Raw genomic sequence first — 18236 nt, forward strand, 5'->3', positions numbered from 1 at the left:
GCCGCACAGCGCATGCGACGGCGGCCCGGACCATGCCGTCCGGGCCGCCGTCGCACTTGCTCAGGGTCGTCTCAGGTGACGTCGTCGTAACCGTTGACCCGGTCCCGCTCCGATGTCGCCTGCTCGGGCAGCGCACGGCTCGCGGAGACCGTTTCGACCTCGCCGATGTCCTCGGGGGTCAGGTCCAGGTCGGAGGCCTCGTCGTCGGCGGGGCCCTCGGCGTCACGGCGGGCGCGCCGCTTGTCGTTGAGGAGGGCGATGCCGGCCGCGGCGAAGTACAGGATCCAGATGGGGCCCGCGAGCGCCAGCATGGAGATCGGGTCCGTGCTGGGCGTGGCGACGGCGGCGAAGACCGTGATGCCCATGATCATCCCGCGCCACCAGCCGGCGATCTTCTGGCCGGACAGGACACCGCCGAAGTTCAGCATCACCAGCAGCAACGGCAGTTCGAAGGAGAGGCCGAAGACGACGATCATCCGCATGATCAGATGCAGGAGGTCATCGAGGGGCAACTGGTTGTCGCTGCCGATGATCGAGAATTCGAGCATCACCGACGCCATCTTGGGCAGCGACCAGTAGGCGAAGTAGGCGCCCATGAGGAACAGCGGGAATCCCGCGCCCACGAAGGCCAGGCTGTACTTCTTCTCGTGGCGGTGCAGGCCGGGCGCCACGAAGCCCCAGAGCTGGTAGAGCCAGACCGGGGTGGCCATTACCACACCCGACGACAGGGCGACCGTGAGGGCCAGGGTGAACGGGCTCAGCAGACCGTTCTGCACGATACGCGCGCACTGCGTGGTGTTGGGGTCCTTGGCCAGCTCGGCGAAGCTGTACTCGCATCCCACCGCGCGGAGGATGGGATCCGTGAAGAACTGAATGATGTCCTTGTAGAAGAAGGCCGCGACGATCGTCGTGACAAGGATCGCGAGCAGGCTCTTGACGAGCCGGTTGCGGAGCTCGCGCAAGTGCTCCGCGAGGGGCATCCGCCCCTCGGGATCCTTCTCCTTCTTGCGGGCAGACTTGAGCAACCCACGTCCTCATCTCGTGCGGAGGCCGGAGGTGTCCGGCCCTGCGTCAGCGCTTGGTCGTGTCCGTCGGCTCGTTGACCGGGCGCGAGCTGGTCACGTCGCCGGGGGAGGCCTGGATGGTGCGCTGAGCCTGGGGCTGCTGGTCGCCGTTGTTGTTCGGCGGGTCGGCCGGGGCGGCGGACTTGTCCTCGTCCTTCATCGCCTTGGCCTCGCTCTTGAGGATGCGGGCCGACTTGCCGAGGGAGCGGGCCATGTCCGGGAGCTTCTTGGCACCGAACAGCAGGATGATGACGACGAGGATCAGAATGATCTCGGTGGGGCCGAGCCTACCCATAGCTGTATACCTTCTTCACCGAGGCGACATGGTCCGAATACCCGGCAGGTCGGACATTCATCCGACCACCGTGCTGCCAGGGATCGTAACGCTCAGGGGTGAACGCAGGACAATCCCTGTGCATACTCCCAGTCCGCGGACCCGCGCCTCGCTCTCGGGCCGCAATTCAGCAGCGTACCTGGCAGGGCCAGCGGGTTGACAGGGCGAAGTGGCCCAAAACGCACACGTCGGCGGACTCACACCGAATCCTTGGGCGCACTACAGCGAGTCCACAGCCCGGGCCGCGCTCACGGTCGCCCGCTCCAGGTCGTCGGCCGCCCGGCTGATCCGTCGCGCCGAGTCGGAGACCTGCCTGGCGAGGCGCTGCGCCTCCAGGAAGACCCGCACGGCGAGCACGCCGAGGACGACGAGACCCAGGAAACCCACAGCTACCGCGAACATCGGCCAGAACATGACGCCGAGCCTAGACCGTCCTACACAGTGGAGTGCAGCCGCAGGGTGCTGACCCCGCCGCCGGTCAGCAGCTCGACGATCCGCTCCCCGGCCGGCTTGCGGACGGAGGTGCCGCAGTCGGGGCAGGTGAAGGAGTAGAACGTCGTCCGGCTGGTCGCGCCGATGACGAGCCTGAGGGCACTCGCGCCGAGTTCGAAGCTGCCCCGGCAGTCCGGGCAACCGGCCTTGAACACCACGGGGGTCACGCTTCTCATCCCCGCGAACGCGGACGCCACCGTCACTTCCCGCACCCCGGACGTCGCCGACTCGCTCAAAGCCCCTGCTCCCGCCTGTCGCACTGCTGGTCCGACTGCCTGCTGCCTGTCCTACTGTCCGTCGCCCACCGGGCGCGCCCCGTGAGCGTCCTGCGCCTCGATGCCGTCGTACGCCGCCAGCGCCTCGCGGGCCGCCTGGCGAGCACTGTCAGCCAGCTCGGGCGGCGACACGATCCGGCCGTCGCGGCCGAGCCGGAGCGCCAGGCGCCGCAGCGACGCCGGGTCGGGCGTGCGCAGGGAGATACGCAGCCCGCCGTCGGCAAGCTCATCCGCGCTGTCGTGCGGGTAGTACTCGGCGACCCAGCGCCCGCCCGGACCGACCTCGACGACGACCTCCGGATCCTCGGCGGCGGGCTGCACCAGCCCCTCGGACAGGTCCCGCAGCTCGATCTCGGGCGGCGCGGCCGGCTCGTCCAGGATCTTGATCTCGGCGACCCGGTCGAGCCGGAAGGTGCGGCGCGCCTCGGAACGCCGGCACCAGGCCTCGACGTAGGTGTGCCCGACGCTGACGAGCCGGATGGGGTCGATCTCGCGCTCGGTGAGCTCGTCGCGCGCGGGCGAGTAGTAGCGGATCCATAGCCGGCGGCGCTCCGCGATCGCCCGGTCGACGTCGGCGAAAACGCCGCCCTCGGACTCGAAGGTCACCGACAGCCGGGAGCTGGCGCCCGCGGTCTCGCCCGCCGCGGCCTCCACCTTGGCGGTGGCGCGCAGCAGCGCCTGCCGGTCGCCCTCGCGCAGCCCGGGCAGGGTAGAGACCGCACGGGCGGCCACCAGCAGCGCGGTCGCCTCGTCGGCGGCCAGCCGCAGCGGCTCCGCCGTCTCCTCGCCGAGGGCGGCGGGGTTGTGCCACCAGATGCGCTCGCCGTCGGTGTCGATGTCGAGCAGATCGCCGCCGCGGAAGCTGGTGCCGCACATGGGCAGCACATCGAGGTCGGAGACCAGCTCGTCCTCGGTGATGCCGAAGGCACGCGCCACGTCCTCGACCCGGGCTCCGGGGCGCTCCTTCAGATAGGTCACCAGCGAGAGCATCCGCCGGGTCTGGTCGATGGCGTTCACTGGCCTGACCGGTTTGCCTGCCACTGTCCTGCTCCGCTCCCCCTCAGCCCTTGGCCACGGCACGCAGCCGGTCCACCACGTCGGCCCGCAGCTCCGCGGGCTCCAGGACCACCACATCCGGCCCGAACTCCACCAGCCAGGCATCCAGCCCATGGCCGTACGGAATCTCCAACTCGTCCCAGCCGTCCCCGAGTTCCCGCACCGAGGTGGCCTTCGCCCGAAGGGGGTACCCGGCGTCCGTACGCAGCCGGATCAGCGCGGAACGGTCCGCGGTCTCCCCCGCCCAGCTCGCCACGGTCTCCCGCACGGTGACCACATCGGGCACCGGAACCGTGAAGCGGGTGCCGCGCGAGCGCACCTTGCCGGTGATCCGGGACAGCCGGAAGACCCGCTCGGCGCCCCGGTCGCGGTCCCAGCCCGCCAGATACCAGTGGCCGCGCCAGCACTCCAGCGCCCACGGCTCCACATGCCGCGTCTCGGGGCGGGCGGCGGTGGCCTTGCGGTAGTCGAAGACGACCGGACGGCGGTCCCGGCACGCCAGCATCAGCGGCTCGAACGCGGCCTCGTGCACCGGGATACGAGGCTCCAGCGCCCCGTGCGCCTCATACGGGTCGACGTCCTCGGGCAGCCCCGCCGCACGCAGCTTCTGCAGGGCGCCGCTGGCCGCGCCCGCCAGCCGGGCCTGCTGCCACACCTTCGCGGCCAGCCCCAGGGCGGCGGCCTCCTCGGCGTCCAGGGTGATCGGCGGGAGGCGGTTGCTGTCGCGGCGGGCCAGATAACCGACCTCGCCGTCCAGGTTCTCCACCGTCTCGATGACCAGGCCGAGCTCGCGCAGATCATCCTTGTCGCGCTCGAACATCCGGTTGAAGGAGTCGTCGCTGCCCGCTTCGAGATAGGCCTCGATGGACTCACGCAGCTCGCGCTTGCTCAACGGCCGCCGCGTCCCGAGCAGACACAGCGCCAGGTTCATGAGCCGCTCGGCCTTGGCAATGGCCATCGACGCCCTTCGCCTTCCCTATGGTGCTTACGACGGATGACCGTACCGCCCCGAAGTGGCACGGCAAAAGCCGAGGGCCCACGCCCGGACAGGCATGGGCCCCAGGTAGTCGGGACCGGTCGTACGCCGGCTCGGGTCCGGTCGTACGCCGATCACGCGCGACGATTCAGACGCCGAGCAGGTCGACCACGAAGATCAGGGTCTCGCCGGGCTTGATCGCCGGGGTCGGGCTCTGGTTGCCGTAGGCGAGGTGCGCCGGGATGGTCAGCTGGCGACGGCCGCCGACCTTCATACCCTGCACGCCCTGGTCCCAGCCCTTGATGACCCGGCCGCCGCCCAGCGGGAAGCGGAACGGCGTACCGCGGTTCCAGCTGGCGTCGAACTCCTCACCCGAGCTGAAGGCCACGCCCACATAGTGGACGGTGACGGTCTGACCCGCCTGCGCAACCGGGCCGTCGCCCTCCCAGATGTCCTTGATCTCCAGGTCCTTCGGGGGCTCGCCGCCCGGGAAGTCGATCTCGGGCTTGTCGATGCTCACGTCTTCTGCTCCATGCTTGTCGTGAAAAGGCAACGTTCCCAGTCTTTCATCACCTGGGGCGGCGTCACATCTTCGCCAGGATGTCCACCGAGAACACCAGGGTGGCGCCCTTGGCGATGCCGCTGCCCTGCGGCGGGTTGTCGCCGTAGCCCAGGTCCGGCGGAATGACGATGAGGACCCGGCTGCCGACCTTCTTGCCGGTCAGGCCCTGCGACCAGCCCTTGACAACCTTCTGCAGCGGGAACGACACCAGCTGCTTGTTCGCGTACGTCGAGTCGAACTCCTTGCCGGTGTCCCACTGCAGGCCCTTGTACTGCACGAGCACGGTGTTCTCGGCGGTCACCTCGTCGCCGTCGCCCTCGATGACGTAGTTCGCCACCAGCTTCTTGGGCGGGTCCGACTTGGGGATCTCCAGGGAGGGCGCCTTGCCGTCGGTGTTGGTGCCGACCTTGGGCAGGTCGGTGTTGTCCTGCGCGACCTCCGTGCCCTTGGCGGAGCTCTTCGTGTTGAACGTCTTCTGGATGTCCACCACGAACACCAGCGTGTCGGTGCCCTTGATCCCGGCCTGCGGCTCACCCTGCTCGCCGTAACCCCAGGTCGGCGGCACCGCCATCTGGACGCGGCTGCCGGTCTTCTTGCCCGTCAGCGCGTACCGCCAGCCGTCGATGATCCGGCCCTGGGACAGCTGGATGAGCAGGGGCGTCTTACGGTCGTAGGAGTTGTCGAAGACCTTGGCCGTGGACCAGATCTGACCGAGGTAGTTGGCCTGGATGTAGTCGTTCTCGACGACCGTCGTGCCGTTGCCCGCGATGACCGTCTTCACCGCGAGGTCCTTCGACGGATCGCCGCTGCCCTTGGCGACCGTCGGCTTCTCGTCGAACTTCGTGCCCGCGGTGATCGCCGGCAGCGGACCGTCCACGATCTTCGGCGACGGCGCTGCCGACTCCTGCGGAGTCGACGGCGACGCGCTGTCGCTCGCCTTGCTCGAATCGTCCTTGTCGTCGCCGCATGCGGCGAGCGTGACCATTCCTGCGGGTACGGCAATGAGGAGTGAGCGACGGCGCACGGTGGGGGCCTCGTAATCAGTCGATCTTGTGGATGGCGTGCGCGCAACTCTACGGCGTGAGAAGGGCGCCGTACGGGAAACGTACGGCGCCCGTGTTGCGTTCCGGCAATTCCTGCGGAACCTGACACTCACTCATGCCGATCACATACGGGTCGTCACATACCCGCGATCAGCTTCTCCACCCGGTCGTCCACCGAACGGAACGGGTCCTTGCACAACACCGTGCGCTGAGCCTGGTCATTGAGCTTCAGGTGCACCCAGTCGACGGTGAAGTCCCGGCGCTGTTCCTGGGCCCTGCGGATGAAGTCGCCGCGCAGCCGGGCCCGAGTGGTCTGCGGCGGAACGGACTTGCCCTCGAAGATCTTCAAGTCGTTGCAGATACGCGCCGCTTGACCCTTCTTCTCCAGCAGGTAGTACAGGCCACGACGCCGGTGGATGTCGTGGTAGGCGAGGTCTATCTGCGCGACCCGCGGGTGCGACATGGTCATGTTGTGCTTGGCCCGGTACCGCTCGATGAGCTTGTACTTCATCACCCAGTCGATCTCGGTCCCGATCCGGTCGAGGTCCTCGGCCTCGATCGCGTCCAGCGTGCGGCCCCACAGCTCCAGGACCTGCTCGACCGTCCCCGTACGGATACCGCGGCGCTCGCAGAAGTCCACGGCCTTCTCGTAGTACTCGCGCTGCACTTCCAGCGCCGAGGCCTCCCGGCCACTGGCCAGACGCACCTTGCGCCGGCCCGTGATGTCATGGCTGACCTCGCGGATCGCCCGGATCGGGTTCTCCAGGGTCAGATCCCGCATCACCGTGCCCGCCTCGATCATGCGCAGCACCAGGTCGGTCGCGCCGACCTTCAGCAGCATCGTCGTCTCGGACATGTTCGAGTCGCCCACGATGACATGCAGGCGACGGTAGCGCTCGGCATCCGCGTGCGGCTCGTCACGCGTGTTGATGATCGGCCGGGACCGGGTCGTCGCCGAGGAGACGCCCTCCCAGATGTGCTCCGCGCGCTGACTGACGCAGTACACGGCCCCGCGCGGGGTCTGCAGAACCTTGCCCGCACCGCACAGCAACTGGCGCGTGACGAGGAACGGAATGAGGATGTCCGCCAGCCGGGAGAACTCCCCGTGCCGCGCCACGAGATAGTTCTCGTGGCAGCCGTAGGAGTTGCCGGCCGAGTCGGTGTTGTTCTTGAAGAGGTAGACGTCGCCCGCGATTCCCTCCTCGTGCAGGCGTCGTTCCGCGTCTACCAGGAGTCCTTCCAGAATGCGTTCGCCGGCCTTGTCGTGGGTGACCAGTTCGATCACGTTGTCACATTCGGGTGTCGCGTATTCCGGATGTGAGCCCACGTCGAGATAGAGGCGGGCGCCGTTCCGCAGAAAGACATTGCTGCTGCGGCCCCATGACACGACACGGCGGAAGAGGTACCGCGCCACCTCGTCAGGCGACAGGCGGCGCTGTCCCCTGAACGTGCACGTGACGCCGTACTCGTTCTCCAGCCCGAAAATGCGGCGGTCCATGACTGAACATTACGCCCGATCCCCTGAGCTGAAACGGGGTTCGACAGCACGGTTTGGATCATTTTCCGATGAAGCCGCAACGACCGCACCCCTGCCGGGAGCTGCGAGGACCCGTCCGGTGCCCAGCAGGACCAGCAACGACACGGCCCCCGCGGCACCCGGCACGGCGAACCCCCACAGGGCTCCGCCCGCCTCGACGACCGGCCCCGCCAGACCCGTTCCGACCGACGCGCCCACGGTGAACGTCGTCACAAGCCACGAGAAAGCCTCGGTGACCGTCCCACGCGGCGCGTGCCGGTCGACCAGCACGAAGGCACACGCGATGCACGGCGCCAGGAACACACCGGCCAGCACACTCAGCAACGTCATGGCGACCACACCCGGCATCAGCGTCAGCGGCAGGTAACACACCGCCAGAAGCGCCACCAGCACCCGTAGTCGCCGCGCCGGCTCCCCGCCCCACTGCCGCGCCCCGTACACCGTGCCACCCACCAGCGCGCCCAGCCCCAGACCCGCCATCAGCCAGCCGTACACCGCGTCACCGCCGTTGTCGTCCGCGTACGACACCGCCGCGACCGCGATCGACCCCATCGCCACACCGACGAACAGGAACGCGGCCAGCAACGCCACCAGCCCCGGCGAACGCAGCGCCCCCAGCCAGTGCGCCTCACGCGGCGCCGAACGCCACGCGCGCGAAGGCTGCGACACGACCACCGACAGTGCGCCCAGCACCCCGACGACGTTCAGCACGAGCAGCGCCGCCTGCGCCGACCACAGCGACGTGCACAGCGTCAGCAGCAGGGGGCCGACGGTGAACATGACTTCCTGCGCCACCGCGTCCATGGCGTACGCCGTGTGCACCTGCTCCTCCTTGGGGAGCACCGACGACCACAGCGCCCGCAGGCCGCCCTCCAGCGGCGGCGTGAACAACCCGGAGGCCGCGACGGCCGCGTACGCGAGCGGCAGCGGGCCGATGCCCACGAACGCGAACACGGCCATCGCCAGCGCCGAGGCGACCGCGGCGGGCAGTTGCACCCGCGGCTGGCCCAACAGGTCCACCAGCCGCCCCAGCAGCGGCTGCCCCACGGCGTTGGCGACCCCGTACACGGCCGCCAGCCCCCCGGCCAGACTGTACGAACCCCCCTCCGCCCGTACGAACAGCATGATGGCGAGCGCGGCGACAGCGTTCGGCAGCCGACCCACCAGCGTGCCGACGAGCAACCGGGCGGCATGCCTCGCCCTGAGGATCTCCACGTATGCGCCGGTCATCGGCCGCGCCGCCCCTCCGCTGAAGTTTTACGTATAACGTCGTCCGTCATACGTACCATGTGCGCTGTTCACCAGTCCAGACGAAGGAGTACGCCGACGGTGGCACACGGCAGCACACGCCCCACCAGCCGGGACGTCGCCCAAGCCGCGGGCGTGTCCCAGGCCGCGGTCTCCCTCGTTCTCGGCGACAAATGGCGCGGCCGCGTCTCGGAGACCACAGCCGAACGCGTACGCCAGGCAGCCCGCGAACTCGGCTACCGGCCCAACCTCGCCGCCCGCAACCTCCGCCTCGGCCGCACCCGCACCGTACTCCTCGTCGTCCCCGCCCTCACCACCGAATTCTTCGCCGGCGTCTACACCGGCGCCGCCCGCATCGCCGCCCGGCACGGCTTCGGCGTCGTCCTCTACCCCTCCCCCGAAGGCATCGGCCCCGCCCGCGACCCCTTCGCCTCCGCCCAGGCCGCCCTCGACGGCGTCATCGCCTCCTCCATGGCCGCCGACGCCCTCACCGCCATCCACGGCGACCAGCTCCCCCTCGTCATGCTCGACAGCGACCCGCAGGGCAGCCTCGGCGCCGCCACCGTCAACCTGGACATCGCGGACGGCGTACGACAGGTCGCCGAACACCTGCTCAGCCTCGGCCACCGCCGCATCCTCCACCTCGCCGCCGACGTGGCCTCCTGGACCTTCGAAGCACGCGCGCGTGAGCTGGCCGCACGGATCGGCGAGGTACCCGGCACATCCCTCCTCACGGTCAGCGCCCCCATCTCCATCGACGGCGCCCTGACCGCCACCATGACCGCACTCTCCGCCAAGGGCCCCCGCCCCACCGCCATCGTCTGCGACGACGACAAACTCGCCGCCGGCGCCTACAAAGCCGTACGCCGCCTCGGCCTGCGCATCCCCGACGACATCTCCGTCACCGGCCTCGACGACCTCGCCCTCGCCACCGCCATCGACCCCGAACTCACCACCGTCCGCCTGGACGCCGAACTCTTCGGCGAACGGGGCATGCAAGCCCTCCTGGCGGTCCTGGAAGGCCGCGCACCGGAAGCAGGCGACATTCCCGTCGAGCTCGTCGTACGAGGCTCCACAGCGCCACCCAGCGCGCCCTGAACACCACCGCGAAAACGCCCTGTGCCCCGGCCGAAAGATCGGACCGGGGCACAGCGCGGGCGAAACCAAACAGAACCAGCGGACGAAAGCTGAGGGCTGGGACTGGGACTGGGACTGGGACTGGGGGACTACTCCTCGGAACTGTCCGAATCCTCGGAGCTCTCCCCGTTGTCGGCACTCTCGGCCTCGGTGGCCGCACCACCGGCCTCCAGCAGCCGATCCAGCTGACGGCCGACGATGCGCTTGAACTTGCGCGACTGCGGACGCGTACGGTCCAGCACCGCGACCTCAAGCCGCTCCGCGGGAATCTCCCGCTGCGTCCCGTTCGACTCACGGGACAGAGCCTGAACGGCCAGCTTCAACGCCTCGGCGAGGCTCATGCCGTCCTGATGACGCTGGTCGAGATAGTTGCTGATCAGCTCGGCATTACCACCGACCGCCACCGAACCGTGCTCATCCACGATCGACCCGTCATGCGGCAACCGATAGATCTGGTCACCCTCCGGCGTCTCACCCACCTCGGCAACGACCAACTCCACCTCATACGGCTTCTCGGCCGCCGAGGAGAAGATCGTGCCCAGCGTCTGAGCGTAGACATTGGCCAGACCACGCGCGGTCACGTCATCACGGTCATAGGTGTACCCACGAAGATCGGCATACCGCACACCGCCGATCCGCAGGTTCTCGTACTCGTTGTACTTACCGGCCGCCGCGAAGCCGATCCGGTCATAGATCTCGCTGAACTTGTGCAGCGCACGGGACGGGTTCTCGCCGACGAACACGATGCCATCGGCATACTGCAGCACAACCAGGCTGCGACCACGGGCGATGCCCTTGCGGGCGTACTCCGCCCGGTCGGCCATGGCCTGCTGGGGTGAGACATAGAACGGCGTCGACACCGGTTATCCGTCCCTTTCTGTCGAAGTCACAGGATCACCTTGGTAAGACCGAACCGTCGCTACAGCAGCGCGGCCCGCGGGCCGTCGGGCTGCTCCAGACGCCGCTCCAGGATCGAACGGGCGATCTCGGAGGACTCGTCATCGCCGAGCCGACGGAAACCGTCATCGGTGATCACCGTGACGATCGGGTAGATCCGGCGGGCGACATCGGGACCACCGGTCGCCGAGTCGTCGTCAGCCGCGTCATACAGGGCCTGCACCACCAGCGTCGTGGCCTCGGCCTCACTCAGGTCATCACGGTAGAGCTTCTTCATGGCCCCGCGCGCGAAGATCGACCCCGAGCCGGTGGCGGCGTACCCCTGCTCCTCGGAACGACCACCGGTGACGTCGTACGAGAAGATCCGTCCCTTCTCCCGGTCCACGTCATACCCGGCGAAGAGCGGCACCACAGCCAGCCCCTGCATCGCCATGCCCAGATTGGACCGGATCATGGTCGACAACCGGTTCGCCTTGCCTTCGAGTGACAGCTGAGCGCCTTCAACCTTCTCGAAGTGCTCCAGCTCCAACTGGAAGAGCTTGACCATCTCGACGGCGAGACCGGCGGTGCCGGCGATACCGACAGCCGAGTACTCGTCCGCCGGGAAGACCTTCTCGATGTCGCGCTGGGCGATGACGTTGCCCATGGTGGCGCGGCGGTCACCGGCGAGCACGACGCCCCCAGGGAACGTCGCGGCGACGATGGTCGTGCCATGCGGCGCCTCGATCACGCCCTGCGTGGGCGGGAGTTGACGCTTACCGGGCAGCAGCTCCGGCTGGTGGTCCGAGAGAAAGTCCATGAACGAGGACGACCCAGGCGTCAGGAAGGCAGCTGGTAGACGCCCGGTGCTACGAGTGTTGGCTTCCACGCGATTCCTTCCAAGTAAGCGGCGGCCCGGCGGACGGCGTCGGGGTCGTCCCCCAACTTGCCGATGGCCGAATTGCAGTTGAAGCACAGTACGCCACGGACCCTACCCGTCTTGTGGCAGTGATCCACATGAACGGCCGGGGCCCTGAGACAGATCACGCGGAGGCCCGTCTGAGAGGCCACCATCTCGTCACGTCCGGCTTCGGTGAGGCCGTAATGGCGCTTGAGGTGACCCGCACGTCCCTTCGCCGCCCGACACGCCTTGCAGCTCGTGGACAGGCCGTCGGAGGCCGTGGCATTTCGATGCCACCCGTCACGGGCCGATTTGTTCCGGGCGAAGGCTGCCCGCGGTTTGGCCTCTTTGCACCGCGAGCAGCACTTCACGCCTTCTTCGCTATCCACCTTTAGAGCCCCCGCGGCCTTCGATTCGAAGGCTACTCGCCGCCCTTCTGAACGAAGCTTCGAACGAAGTCCTCCGCATTCTCCTCAAGGACATCGTCGATCTCGTCCAGAACCGAGTCGACGTCATCGCTCAGCTTCTCTTGCCGCTCCTTGAGGTCCTCAGAAGCCTGCGTCTCTGCCGCCTGCTCCTCGACCTCCTCAGTAGAGCGCGTGGCCTTCTGCTGTCCGCCGCCGGTGTCCTTGGTTGCCATATCCCTCACCCCGCTCAGTTCGCCCGACATGGTCGACAGGTCGGCTTTCCTGCCGATCGGTGATGATCAGACCCTACAAGCCGGGTCTGACATCGGCCCCGCAGTTTCTCCAACGTACGGGGGCCACCTCGATGATTCCCGGCGGCCGGGTTTTCCACCCTGTCCGGCCGGTACCTTCCGGGTGTCCGGTCAGCCGCCTGACAGGACCCTGACCAGGTCTTCTGCGGTGCGGCAGCGGTCCAGGAGCTCCTTGACGTGATTTCGCGTTCCGCGAAGCGGTTCGAGGGTTGGAACGCGCTGGAGTGAGTCCCGCCCGGGCAGGTCGAAGATGACCGAGTCCCAGGAGGCGGCGGCGACGTCGTCGGCGTACTGCTCCAGGCAGCGGCCGCGGAAGTACGCGCGTGTGTCCTCCGGCGGCGTCGCCTTGGCCTGTTCGACGGTTTCCTCGTCCAGGAGTCGCTTGATGCGTCCGCGAGCCGCGAGGCGGTTGTAGAGGCCCTTCTCGGGACGTACGTCGGCGTACTGGAGGTCGAGGAGGTGGAGCTTGGCGGCGTCCCAGTCGAGGCCGTCGCGGCGGCGGTAGCCCTCCATGAGCTCTCGCTTGGCGACCCAGTCCAGTTCGCCGGCGAGGCTCATCGGGTCGCGTTCGAGGCGGTTGAGGGTGTCCTCCCAGCGGCTCAGGACGTCCTTGGTCTGTTCGTCGGCGTCGGCGCCGAAGCGCTCCTCCACGTATTTGCGGGACAGCTCGTAGTACTCCATCTGGAGCTGGACCGCGGTGAGTGTGCGGCCGCTGCGCAGCGTGACCAGGCGCTGCAGGGACGGGTCGTGCGAGACCTGGTGGAGGGTGCGTACGGGCTGGTCGACGGCGAGGTCGACGGCGATGAAGCTGTCCTCGATCATCGACAGGACGAGGGCTGTGGTGCCGAGCTTGAGGTAGGTGGAGATCTCCGAGAGGTTGGCGTCGCCGATGATCACATGGAGGCGGCGGTATTTCTCGGCGTCGGCGTGGGGCTCGTCGCGGGTGTTGATGATCGGGCGCTTGAGGGTCGTCTCCAGTCCTACTTCGACCTCGAAGTAGTCGGCGCGCTGGCTGAGCTGGAAGCCGTGTTCGTGGCCGTCCTGGCCGATGCCGACGCGGCCGGCTCCGGCGAAGACCTGGCGGGAGATGAAGAAGGGGGTGAGGTGGCGCACGATGTCGGAGAAGGGGGTTTCCCGCTTCATGAGGTAGTTCTCGTGCGTGCCGTAGGAGGCGCCCTTGTTGTCGGTGTTGTTCTTGTAGAGGTGGATCGGCTGGGCGCCGGGCAGCTGGGCTGCCCGTTCGGCGGCTTCTGCCATGATGCGTTCGCCGGCCTTGTCCCAGAGGACGGCGTCGCGTGGGTTGGTGACCTCGGGGGCGCTGTATTCGGGGTGTGCGTGGTCGACGTAGAGCCTTGCGCCATTGGTGAGGATGACGTTGGCCAGGCCGATGTCCTCGTCGGTGAGCTGGCTGGCGTCGGCGGCCTCGCGGGCGAGGTCGAAGCCTCGCGCGTCCCGCAGCGGGTTCTCCTCCTCGAAGTCCCAGCGGGCCCGGCGGGCCCGGTGCATCGCCGCCGCGTAGGCGTTGACGATCTGGGATGAGGTGAGCATGGCATTGGCGTTGGGGTGCCCGGGGACGGAGATGCCGTACTCCGTCTCGATGCCCATTACTCGCCGTACGGTCATGCGGCCCTCCTTGCCCGGCGGCACCCTCGGTCATGGGCGCCGCACAAGTACCGCTGGCGCTCGGTTGCGTGTGCGGTGCCCGTCCCCGCACTGCGCGACTCGGCGGTACGGAAGAGCCTAGAACGCCTTTGCGCTGGTGGGGAGATCATTTGCGTCATTGCCTTGCACGCCTTGTGGTCCGGTGGTGGCCGGAAAAACAGTGGGCTGCGGATACCCGGTGAGGGCACCCGCAGCCGCCCTGTCTTTTACAGGTACTGACCGGTGTTGGCCACCGTGTCGATGGAGCGTCCGGTGTCCGCGCCCTGCTTTCCGGTGATGAGGGTGCGGATGTAGACGATCCGCTCGCCCTTCTTTCCGGAGATCCGGGCCCAGTCGTCCGGGTTGGTGGTGTTGGGCAGGTCCTCGTTCTCCTTGAACTCGTCCACGCATGCCTGGAGGAGGTGGGAGACGCGCAGGCCCTTCTGGTTGTGTTCGAGGAAGTCCTTGATCGCCATTTTCTTGGCGCGACCCACGATGTTCTCGATCATGGCGCCGGAGTTGAAGTCCTTGAAGTAGAGGACTTCCTTGTCGCCGTTGGCGTAGGTGACTTCCAGGAAGCGGTTTTCCTCGGATTCGGCGTACATCTGCTCGACGGCGGTCTGGATCATGCTCTGGACCGTGGTCGCCTTGCTGCCGCCGTGCTCGCCGAGGTCTTCGGAGTGCAGCGGGAGGCGTTCTGTGAGGTACTTGCCGAAGATGTCCTTGGCGGCCTCGGCGTCGGGACGTTCGATCTTGATCTTCACGTCCAGGCGGCCGGGGCGCAGGATGGCGGGGTCGATCATGTCCTCGCGGTTGGAGGCGCCGATCACGACCACGTTCTGCAGGCCTTCGACACCGTCGATCTCGGCGAGCAGCTGGGGGACGATGGTGTTCTCCACGTCCGAGCTGACGCCCGAGCCGCGGGTGCGGAAGAGGGATTCCATCTCGTCGAAGAAGACGATGACGGGGGTGCCTTCGCTGGCCTTTTCACGCGCACGCTGGAAGACGAGGCGGATCTGCCGCTCGGTCTCACCGACGTACTTGTTGAGGAGCTCGGGGCCCTTGATGTTGAGGAAGAAGCTCTTGCCGGCGGCCACTCCGGTCACTTCGGCGACCTTTTTGGCCAGTGAGTTGGCGACGGCCTTGGCGATGAGTGTCTTGCCGCATCCGGGCGGCCCGTAGAGCAGGACGCCCTTGGGCGGGCGCAGTTCGTGCTCCTTGAACAGGTCGGGGTAGAGGTATGGCAGCTCGACGGCGTCGCGGATGGCCTCGATCTGGCCCCCGAGGCCGCCGATCTGCTCGTACCCGATGTCGGGTACCTCTTCGAGGACGAGCTCCTCGACCTCGCTCTTGGGGACGATCTCGTAGACGTAGCCGGAGCGGGGTTCGAGCAGCAGGGCGTCACCGGGGCGGATGTTCACGCCGCGCAGCGGCTCGGCGAGCCGTACCACCCGTTCCTCGTCGGTGTGCCCGAGTACCAGGGCACGCTCGCCGTCCTCAAGGATCTCCTTGAGGGTGACGATGTCGCCGACGCTCTCGAACTCCATGGCTTCGACCACGTTGAGCGCTTCGTTGAGCATTACTTCCTGGCCGCGCCGGAGGTCGTCGAGTTCGACGCTCGGGCTGACGTTCACGCGGAGTTTGCGGCCTCCGGTGAAGATGTCGGCGGTGCCGTCCTCGTTGGCTTGCAGGAAGACACCGAAGCCGGCCGGTGGCTGTGCGAGCCGGTCGACTTCTTCCTTGAGGGCCACGATCTGGTCGCGGGCCTCACGGAGCGTGTTCGCGAGTCGCTCGTTCTGTGCGGATACGCCGGCCAGGTTGGTCTGCAGCTCGACGATCCGCTCTTCGAGAATCCTCGTGTGTCGCGGAGAGTCGGCGAGCTTGCGTCGCAGGACGGCGATCTCCTGCTCAAGGTAGGCAATCTGCCCGGCCGGGTCCTCGGACCCTCGTCCCGGGCGGATGCCGCGGTTCATGTCGTCGTCGTGGGCTGCCACGGTCCTCACCTCCTCCAAGGGGAGCTGGACGCTTCCAGACCCTACCTGGGTGGGTGTCGATTGAAACCCCTAGATCACAAAGACGGTCGGGGTGTGTCCGATCTTCACCCTTGCGCTCTCCCTCACGCCAGGGGAATACCCACCGCACATGATTGGAACCCAGGCAGAGGTAGGGTCAAAGGGTTCAACACCCGTCAGAGCTGGCCGGATTCCCGTACGGCTCGGGGCAGGAAGCGGTAGGAGAGATGAGCGTGGAACAGGCGGCCGGGGTCGAGGGTGAGGCGCTGGAGGTCTGGATCGATCAGGATCTCTGTACCGGTGACGGGATCTGTGCCCAGTACGCCCCTGAGGTGTTCGAGCTGGACATCGACGGTCTGGCCTATGTGAAGGGCTCGGAGGACGAGCTCCTGCAGGCCAAGGGGGCGACAACGCCCGTGCCGCTGCCGCTTCTCACGGATGTGGTGGACTCGGCGAAGGAATGTCCGGGCGACTGCATCCACGTACGTCGGGTTTCGGACAAGGTCGAGGTGTTCGGCCCGGACGCCGAGTGACCTTGCCTGTACGGGCTGTTACGACTGTCTGATTTCTCACAACGGTCGGTGGCGTGGGGTCAGACGCTGTGTGCACCGGAGGGTGTCGAGCGGACGAACGCGCCATTTTTCCACTGCCACTTCGCGCTGTTCCTCACGTCGGGGCAGCAGCGCGGCACGTCCTCGGTGGAGTAGCCGAGGAGGTCGGTGACGACGGCTTCGTCACGCACGGCGATGTCACTGACGGTGATGCCCTCTTTGGGGTTCACGAGGGTCGCGACGACGCGGGGCGCGTTCGTCCCGGCGCCCTGGGTGAGGACGTAGACACCGTCGGGCGGGGTGCCCATGGGGGAGTCGCAGTGCACGACGGCCACGGTTTCGGGGCTGCCGTCGCCGTCGAGGTCTCCGGTGGCCTTTTTGACCACGACCGCTTTCACGGGGCCGCATTCGAGCGGGAAGTCGACGTGCGCCGGGTCGGGGGGTGTGGTGACCGTGGTGGGTTTCTTCGCGTCCGGGCCGGCTGTCTGGGCCGCTGTCGCCGAGTTGGGCTGCAGGACCGAGGAGAGGGCCACGACTGCGGCGACCGCTGTGGCGGTGGCGAGCCAGTGGATCGGTCGGGTGTGGGTGTGTGCCAGTTCCGGGACGGCGGATTGCTGCACTAGGAGCGTCTCCTGTGAGGGCTGTGCCGGTGGGGGGGGTGGCCAGCATGGTGCCATACGTCACAGTGCGGGGGAACGGCGGGGGTGTGTAGTTACGGTGCCGGATGTCTGGCGGTCGGGGGTGCACGGGGGGCGTGTGGGGCTCGCAGGTGTCGCTTGTATGCCCTGCGTCAACGGAAAGGCGCTGTGGTCGAGTTCTGCGGGGGTTCCGGGAACTCGGCCACAGCGCTTGTACGTTGGTTGCGGCACCGGGCCGTCTCAGCGGCCGGTGCCTCCGTCGGCGTTGGGGCCTTCGTAGTCCTCGCCGTAAGCGCCCTTGGCGGGGCGGCGGCGGCGCATGGGTGGCTCGACTCCGTCGGCGAGGCGGCGGGCGGTGAGCAGGAAGCCGGTGTGGCCGATCATCCGGTGGTCGGGACGGACGGCCAGGCCCTCGATGTGCCAGTTGCGGATCATCGTCTCCCAGGCGGTCGGCTCGTTGAAGCAGCCGATCTCGCGGATGGACTCGACGGTCCGGGCGAGCTGGGTGGTGGTGGCGACGTAGCAGCAGACGATGCCGCCGGGGACGAGTGCCTTGGAGACGGCCTCCAGGCATTCCCAGGGGGCGAGCATGTCGAGGATGACGCGGTCGACGTCGGTGTCGGACAGGTTGTCCTGGAGGTCGCCCACGGTGAGCTGCCAGGCGGGGTGGGGGCCGCCGAAGTAGCGCTCCACGTTCTGCTTGGCGATGTCGGCGAAGTCCTCGCGGCGCTCGTAGGAGTGCAGCATGCCCTGGTCGCCGATGGCGCGCAGCAGGAAGCTGCTGAGCGAGCCGGAGCCGACGCCGGCCTCGACGACGCGGGCGCCGGGGAAGATGTCGGCGAAGGCGAGGATCTGCCCCGCGTCCTTCGGGTAGACGACGGCTGCCCCGCGGGGCATGGACAGGACGTAGTCGGGGAGCAGGGGGCGCAGCGCGAGGTAGGCGACGTTCCCGGTGGTGCGGACAACGCTGCCCTCGGGAGCACCGATCAGTTCGTCGTGCGGGAAGGAACCCTTGTGGGTGTGGAAGTTCTTCCCGGCTTCGAGCGTGAACGTGTAGTGGCGGCCCTTGGGGTCGGTCAGCTGAACCTGGTCCCCGACCTTGAAGGGCCCGCGCCTGCGGGCGGCACCGGTCGGTTCGGACATGTGAACAGCCTACCGGGGTTTGTGGGGGCCGC

Annotated in this window: 20 protein-coding genes; 2 read left to right on the top strand and 18 right to left on the bottom strand. The window is 67.8% G+C overall.

What is annotated here, in order from left to right; all coding sequences use genetic code 11:
• Positions 1-71: 71 nt before the first annotated feature.
• The 10 genes from tatC to POF73_RS12835 all read right to left on the bottom strand — a co-directional run bounded on the left by tatC (position 72) and on the right by POF73_RS12835 (position 8569).
• The gene (tatC, locus tag POF73_RS12790; RefSeq protein ID WP_272114784.1) at positions 72-1025 is read right to left on the bottom strand and encodes a twin-arginine translocase subunit TatC; all 954 of its coding nucleotides are present in this window, start codon (positions 1023-1025) and stop codon (positions 72-74) included.
• 46 nt (positions 1026-1071) lie between these two features.
• Positions 1072-1359 carry a Sec-independent protein translocase subunit TatA gene (tatA, locus tag POF73_RS12795; protein ID WP_272114785.1) on the bottom strand — a complete coding sequence of 96 codons (288 nt, stop codon included), beginning with the start codon at positions 1357-1359 and terminating at the stop codon, positions 1072-1074.
• Positions 1360-1617: 258 nt separating this feature from the next.
• Complete coding sequence (locus POF73_RS12800; RefSeq protein ID WP_272114786.1) at positions 1618-1812, bottom strand: hypothetical protein; 195 nt, start codon at positions 1810-1812, stop codon at positions 1618-1620.
• Between the two features lie 20 nt (positions 1813-1832).
• Complete coding sequence (locus POF73_RS12805; RefSeq protein WP_272114787.1) at positions 1833-2126, bottom strand: hypothetical protein; 294 nt, start codon at positions 2124-2126, stop codon at positions 1833-1835.
• Between the two features lie 51 nt (positions 2127-2177).
• Complete coding sequence (locus POF73_RS12810; protein ID WP_272114788.1) at positions 2178-3206, bottom strand: helix-turn-helix transcriptional regulator; 1029 nt, start codon at positions 3204-3206, stop codon at positions 2178-2180.
• 19 nt (positions 3207-3225) lie between these two features.
• Complete coding sequence (locus POF73_RS12815; RefSeq protein WP_272114789.1) at positions 3226-4179, bottom strand: helix-turn-helix transcriptional regulator; 954 nt, start codon at positions 4177-4179, stop codon at positions 3226-3228.
• Between the two features lie 166 nt (positions 4180-4345).
• Positions 4346-4717 carry an FKBP-type peptidyl-prolyl cis-trans isomerase gene (locus POF73_RS12820; protein WP_272114791.1) on the bottom strand — a complete coding sequence of 124 codons (372 nt, stop codon included), beginning with the start codon at positions 4715-4717 and terminating at the stop codon, positions 4346-4348.
• Positions 4718-4781: 64 nt separating this feature from the next.
• Entirely contained in the window at positions 4782-5783 is a 1002-nt protein-coding gene (locus POF73_RS12825) for an FKBP-type peptidyl-prolyl cis-trans isomerase (protein WP_272114792.1), read from the bottom strand.
• A 155-nt stretch (positions 5784-5938) separates the two neighbouring features.
• Positions 5939-7300: a Pup--protein ligase gene (pafA, locus tag POF73_RS12830; protein WP_009297738.1), complete on the bottom strand. Its 1362-nt coding sequence runs from the start codon at positions 7298-7300 to the stop codon at positions 5939-5941.
• A 9-nt stretch (positions 7301-7309) separates the two neighbouring features.
• Positions 7310-8569: an MFS transporter gene (locus POF73_RS12835; protein ID WP_272114794.1), complete on the bottom strand. Its 1260-nt coding sequence runs from the start codon at positions 8567-8569 to the stop codon at positions 7310-7312.
• Positions 8570-8668: 99 nt separating this feature from the next.
• Here POF73_RS12835 and POF73_RS12840 point away from each other — a divergent pair, with 99 nt between their 5' ends.
• On the top strand, positions 8669-9685 hold the full coding sequence (locus POF73_RS12840; protein ID WP_272114795.1) for a LacI family DNA-binding transcriptional regulator: 1017 nt from the start codon (positions 8669-8671) through the stop codon (positions 9683-9685).
• A gap of 128 nt (positions 9686-9813) precedes the next feature.
• Here the strand turns inward: POF73_RS12840 and prcA are convergent, their stop codons facing one another.
• The 6 genes from prcA to arc all read right to left on the bottom strand — a co-directional run bounded on the left by prcA (position 9814) and on the right by arc (position 15854).
• The gene (prcA, locus tag POF73_RS12845; RefSeq protein ID WP_272114796.1) at positions 9814-10584 is read right to left on the bottom strand and encodes a proteasome subunit alpha; all 771 of its coding nucleotides are present in this window, start codon (positions 10582-10584) and stop codon (positions 9814-9816) included.
• A gap of 59 nt (positions 10585-10643) precedes the next feature.
• The gene (gene prcB / locus POF73_RS12850; protein ID WP_272114797.1) at positions 10644-11489 is read right to left on the bottom strand and encodes a proteasome subunit beta; all 846 of its coding nucleotides are present in this window, start codon (positions 11487-11489) and stop codon (positions 10644-10646) included.
• Positions 11441-11674 carry an endonuclease VII domain-containing protein gene (locus POF73_RS46210; RefSeq protein WP_443049503.1) on the bottom strand — a complete coding sequence of 78 codons (234 nt, stop codon included), beginning with the start codon at positions 11672-11674 and terminating at the stop codon, positions 11441-11443. Before POF73_RS46210 ends, prcB begins: the two co-directional genes overlap by 49 nt.
• Before the next feature lie 248 nt (positions 11675-11922).
• A complete protein-coding gene (locus tag POF73_RS12860; RefSeq protein ID WP_030955201.1) occupies positions 11923-12141 on the bottom strand; it encodes a ubiquitin-like protein Pup in 219 nt (72 codons plus the stop codon).
• A 189-nt stretch (positions 12142-12330) separates the two neighbouring features.
• Positions 12331-13842, bottom strand: a complete 1512-nt coding sequence (dop, locus tag POF73_RS12865) for a depupylase/deamidase Dop (RefSeq protein ID WP_443049500.1) — start codon at positions 13840-13842, stop codon at positions 12331-12333.
• Positions 13843-14087: 245 nt separating this feature from the next.
• Positions 14088-15854 (bottom strand): proteasome ATPase, encoded by a 1767-nt coding sequence (arc, locus tag POF73_RS12870; protein ID WP_190073533.1) that lies wholly within the window; start codon positions 15852-15854, stop codon positions 14088-14090.
• Between the two features lie 245 nt (positions 15855-16099).
• Here arc and POF73_RS12875 point away from each other — a divergent pair, with 245 nt between their 5' ends.
• Positions 16100-16405, top strand: a complete 306-nt coding sequence (locus POF73_RS12875; RefSeq protein WP_272114799.1) for a ferredoxin — start codon at positions 16100-16102, stop codon at positions 16403-16405.
• Positions 16406-16464: 59 nt separating this feature from the next.
• Here the strand turns inward: POF73_RS12875 and POF73_RS12880 are convergent, their stop codons facing one another.
• Both POF73_RS12880 and POF73_RS12885 read right to left on the bottom strand, forming a co-directional pair.
• Positions 16465-17043 (bottom strand): hypothetical protein, encoded by a 579-nt coding sequence (locus tag POF73_RS12880; protein ID WP_272114800.1) that lies wholly within the window; start codon positions 17041-17043, stop codon positions 16465-16467.
• A 258-nt stretch (positions 17044-17301) separates the two neighbouring features.
• Entirely contained in the window at positions 17302-18204 is a 903-nt protein-coding gene (locus POF73_RS12885; RefSeq protein WP_272114801.1) for a tRNA (adenine-N1)-methyltransferase, read from the bottom strand.
• Positions 18205-18236: the final 32 nt, after the last annotated feature.

It is taken from the genome of Streptomyces sp. HD, assembly GCF_028369295.1.
GTDB lineage: Bacteria > Actinomycetota > Actinomycetes > Streptomycetales > Streptomycetaceae > Streptomyces.

Excerpts from the sequence above, each read along its gene's own strand:
- tatA (WP_272114785.1), bottom strand. The coding sequence starts at position 1,359 with ATGGGTAGGCTCGGCCCCACCGAGATCATTCTGATCCTCGTCGTCATC.
- POF73_RS46210 (WP_443049503.1), bottom strand. The coding sequence starts at position 11,674 with ATGGTGGCCTCTCAGACGGGCCTCCGCGTGATCTGTCTCAGGGCCCCG.
- POF73_RS12815 (WP_272114789.1), bottom strand. The coding sequence starts at position 4,179 with ATGGCCATTGCCAAGGCCGAGCGGCTCATGAACCTGGCGCTGTGTCTG.
- dop (WP_443049500.1), bottom strand. The coding sequence starts at position 13,842 with ATGACCGTACGGCGAGTAATGGGCATCGAGACGGAGTACGGCATCTCC.
- POF73_RS12875 (WP_272114799.1), top strand. The coding sequence starts at position 16,100 with ATGAGCGTGGAACAGGCGGCCGGGGTCGAGGGTGAGGCGCTGGAGGTC.
- POF73_RS12885 (WP_272114801.1), bottom strand. The coding sequence starts at position 18,204 with ATGTCCGAACCGACCGGTGCCGCCCGCAGGCGCGGGCCCTTCAAGGTC.
- POF73_RS12860 (WP_030955201.1), bottom strand. The coding sequence starts at position 12,141 with ATGGCAACCAAGGACACCGGCGGCGGACAGCAGAAGGCCACGCGCTCT.
- pafA (WP_009297738.1), bottom strand. The coding sequence starts at position 7,300 with ATGGACCGCCGCATTTTCGGGCTGGAGAACGAGTACGGCGTCACGTGC.
- POF73_RS12800 (WP_272114786.1), bottom strand. The coding sequence starts at position 1,812 with ATGTTCTGGCCGATGTTCGCGGTAGCTGTGGGTTTCCTGGGTCTCGTC.
- POF73_RS12835 (WP_272114794.1), bottom strand. The coding sequence starts at position 8,569 with ATGACCGGCGCATACGTGGAGATCCTCAGGGCGAGGCATGCCGCCCGG.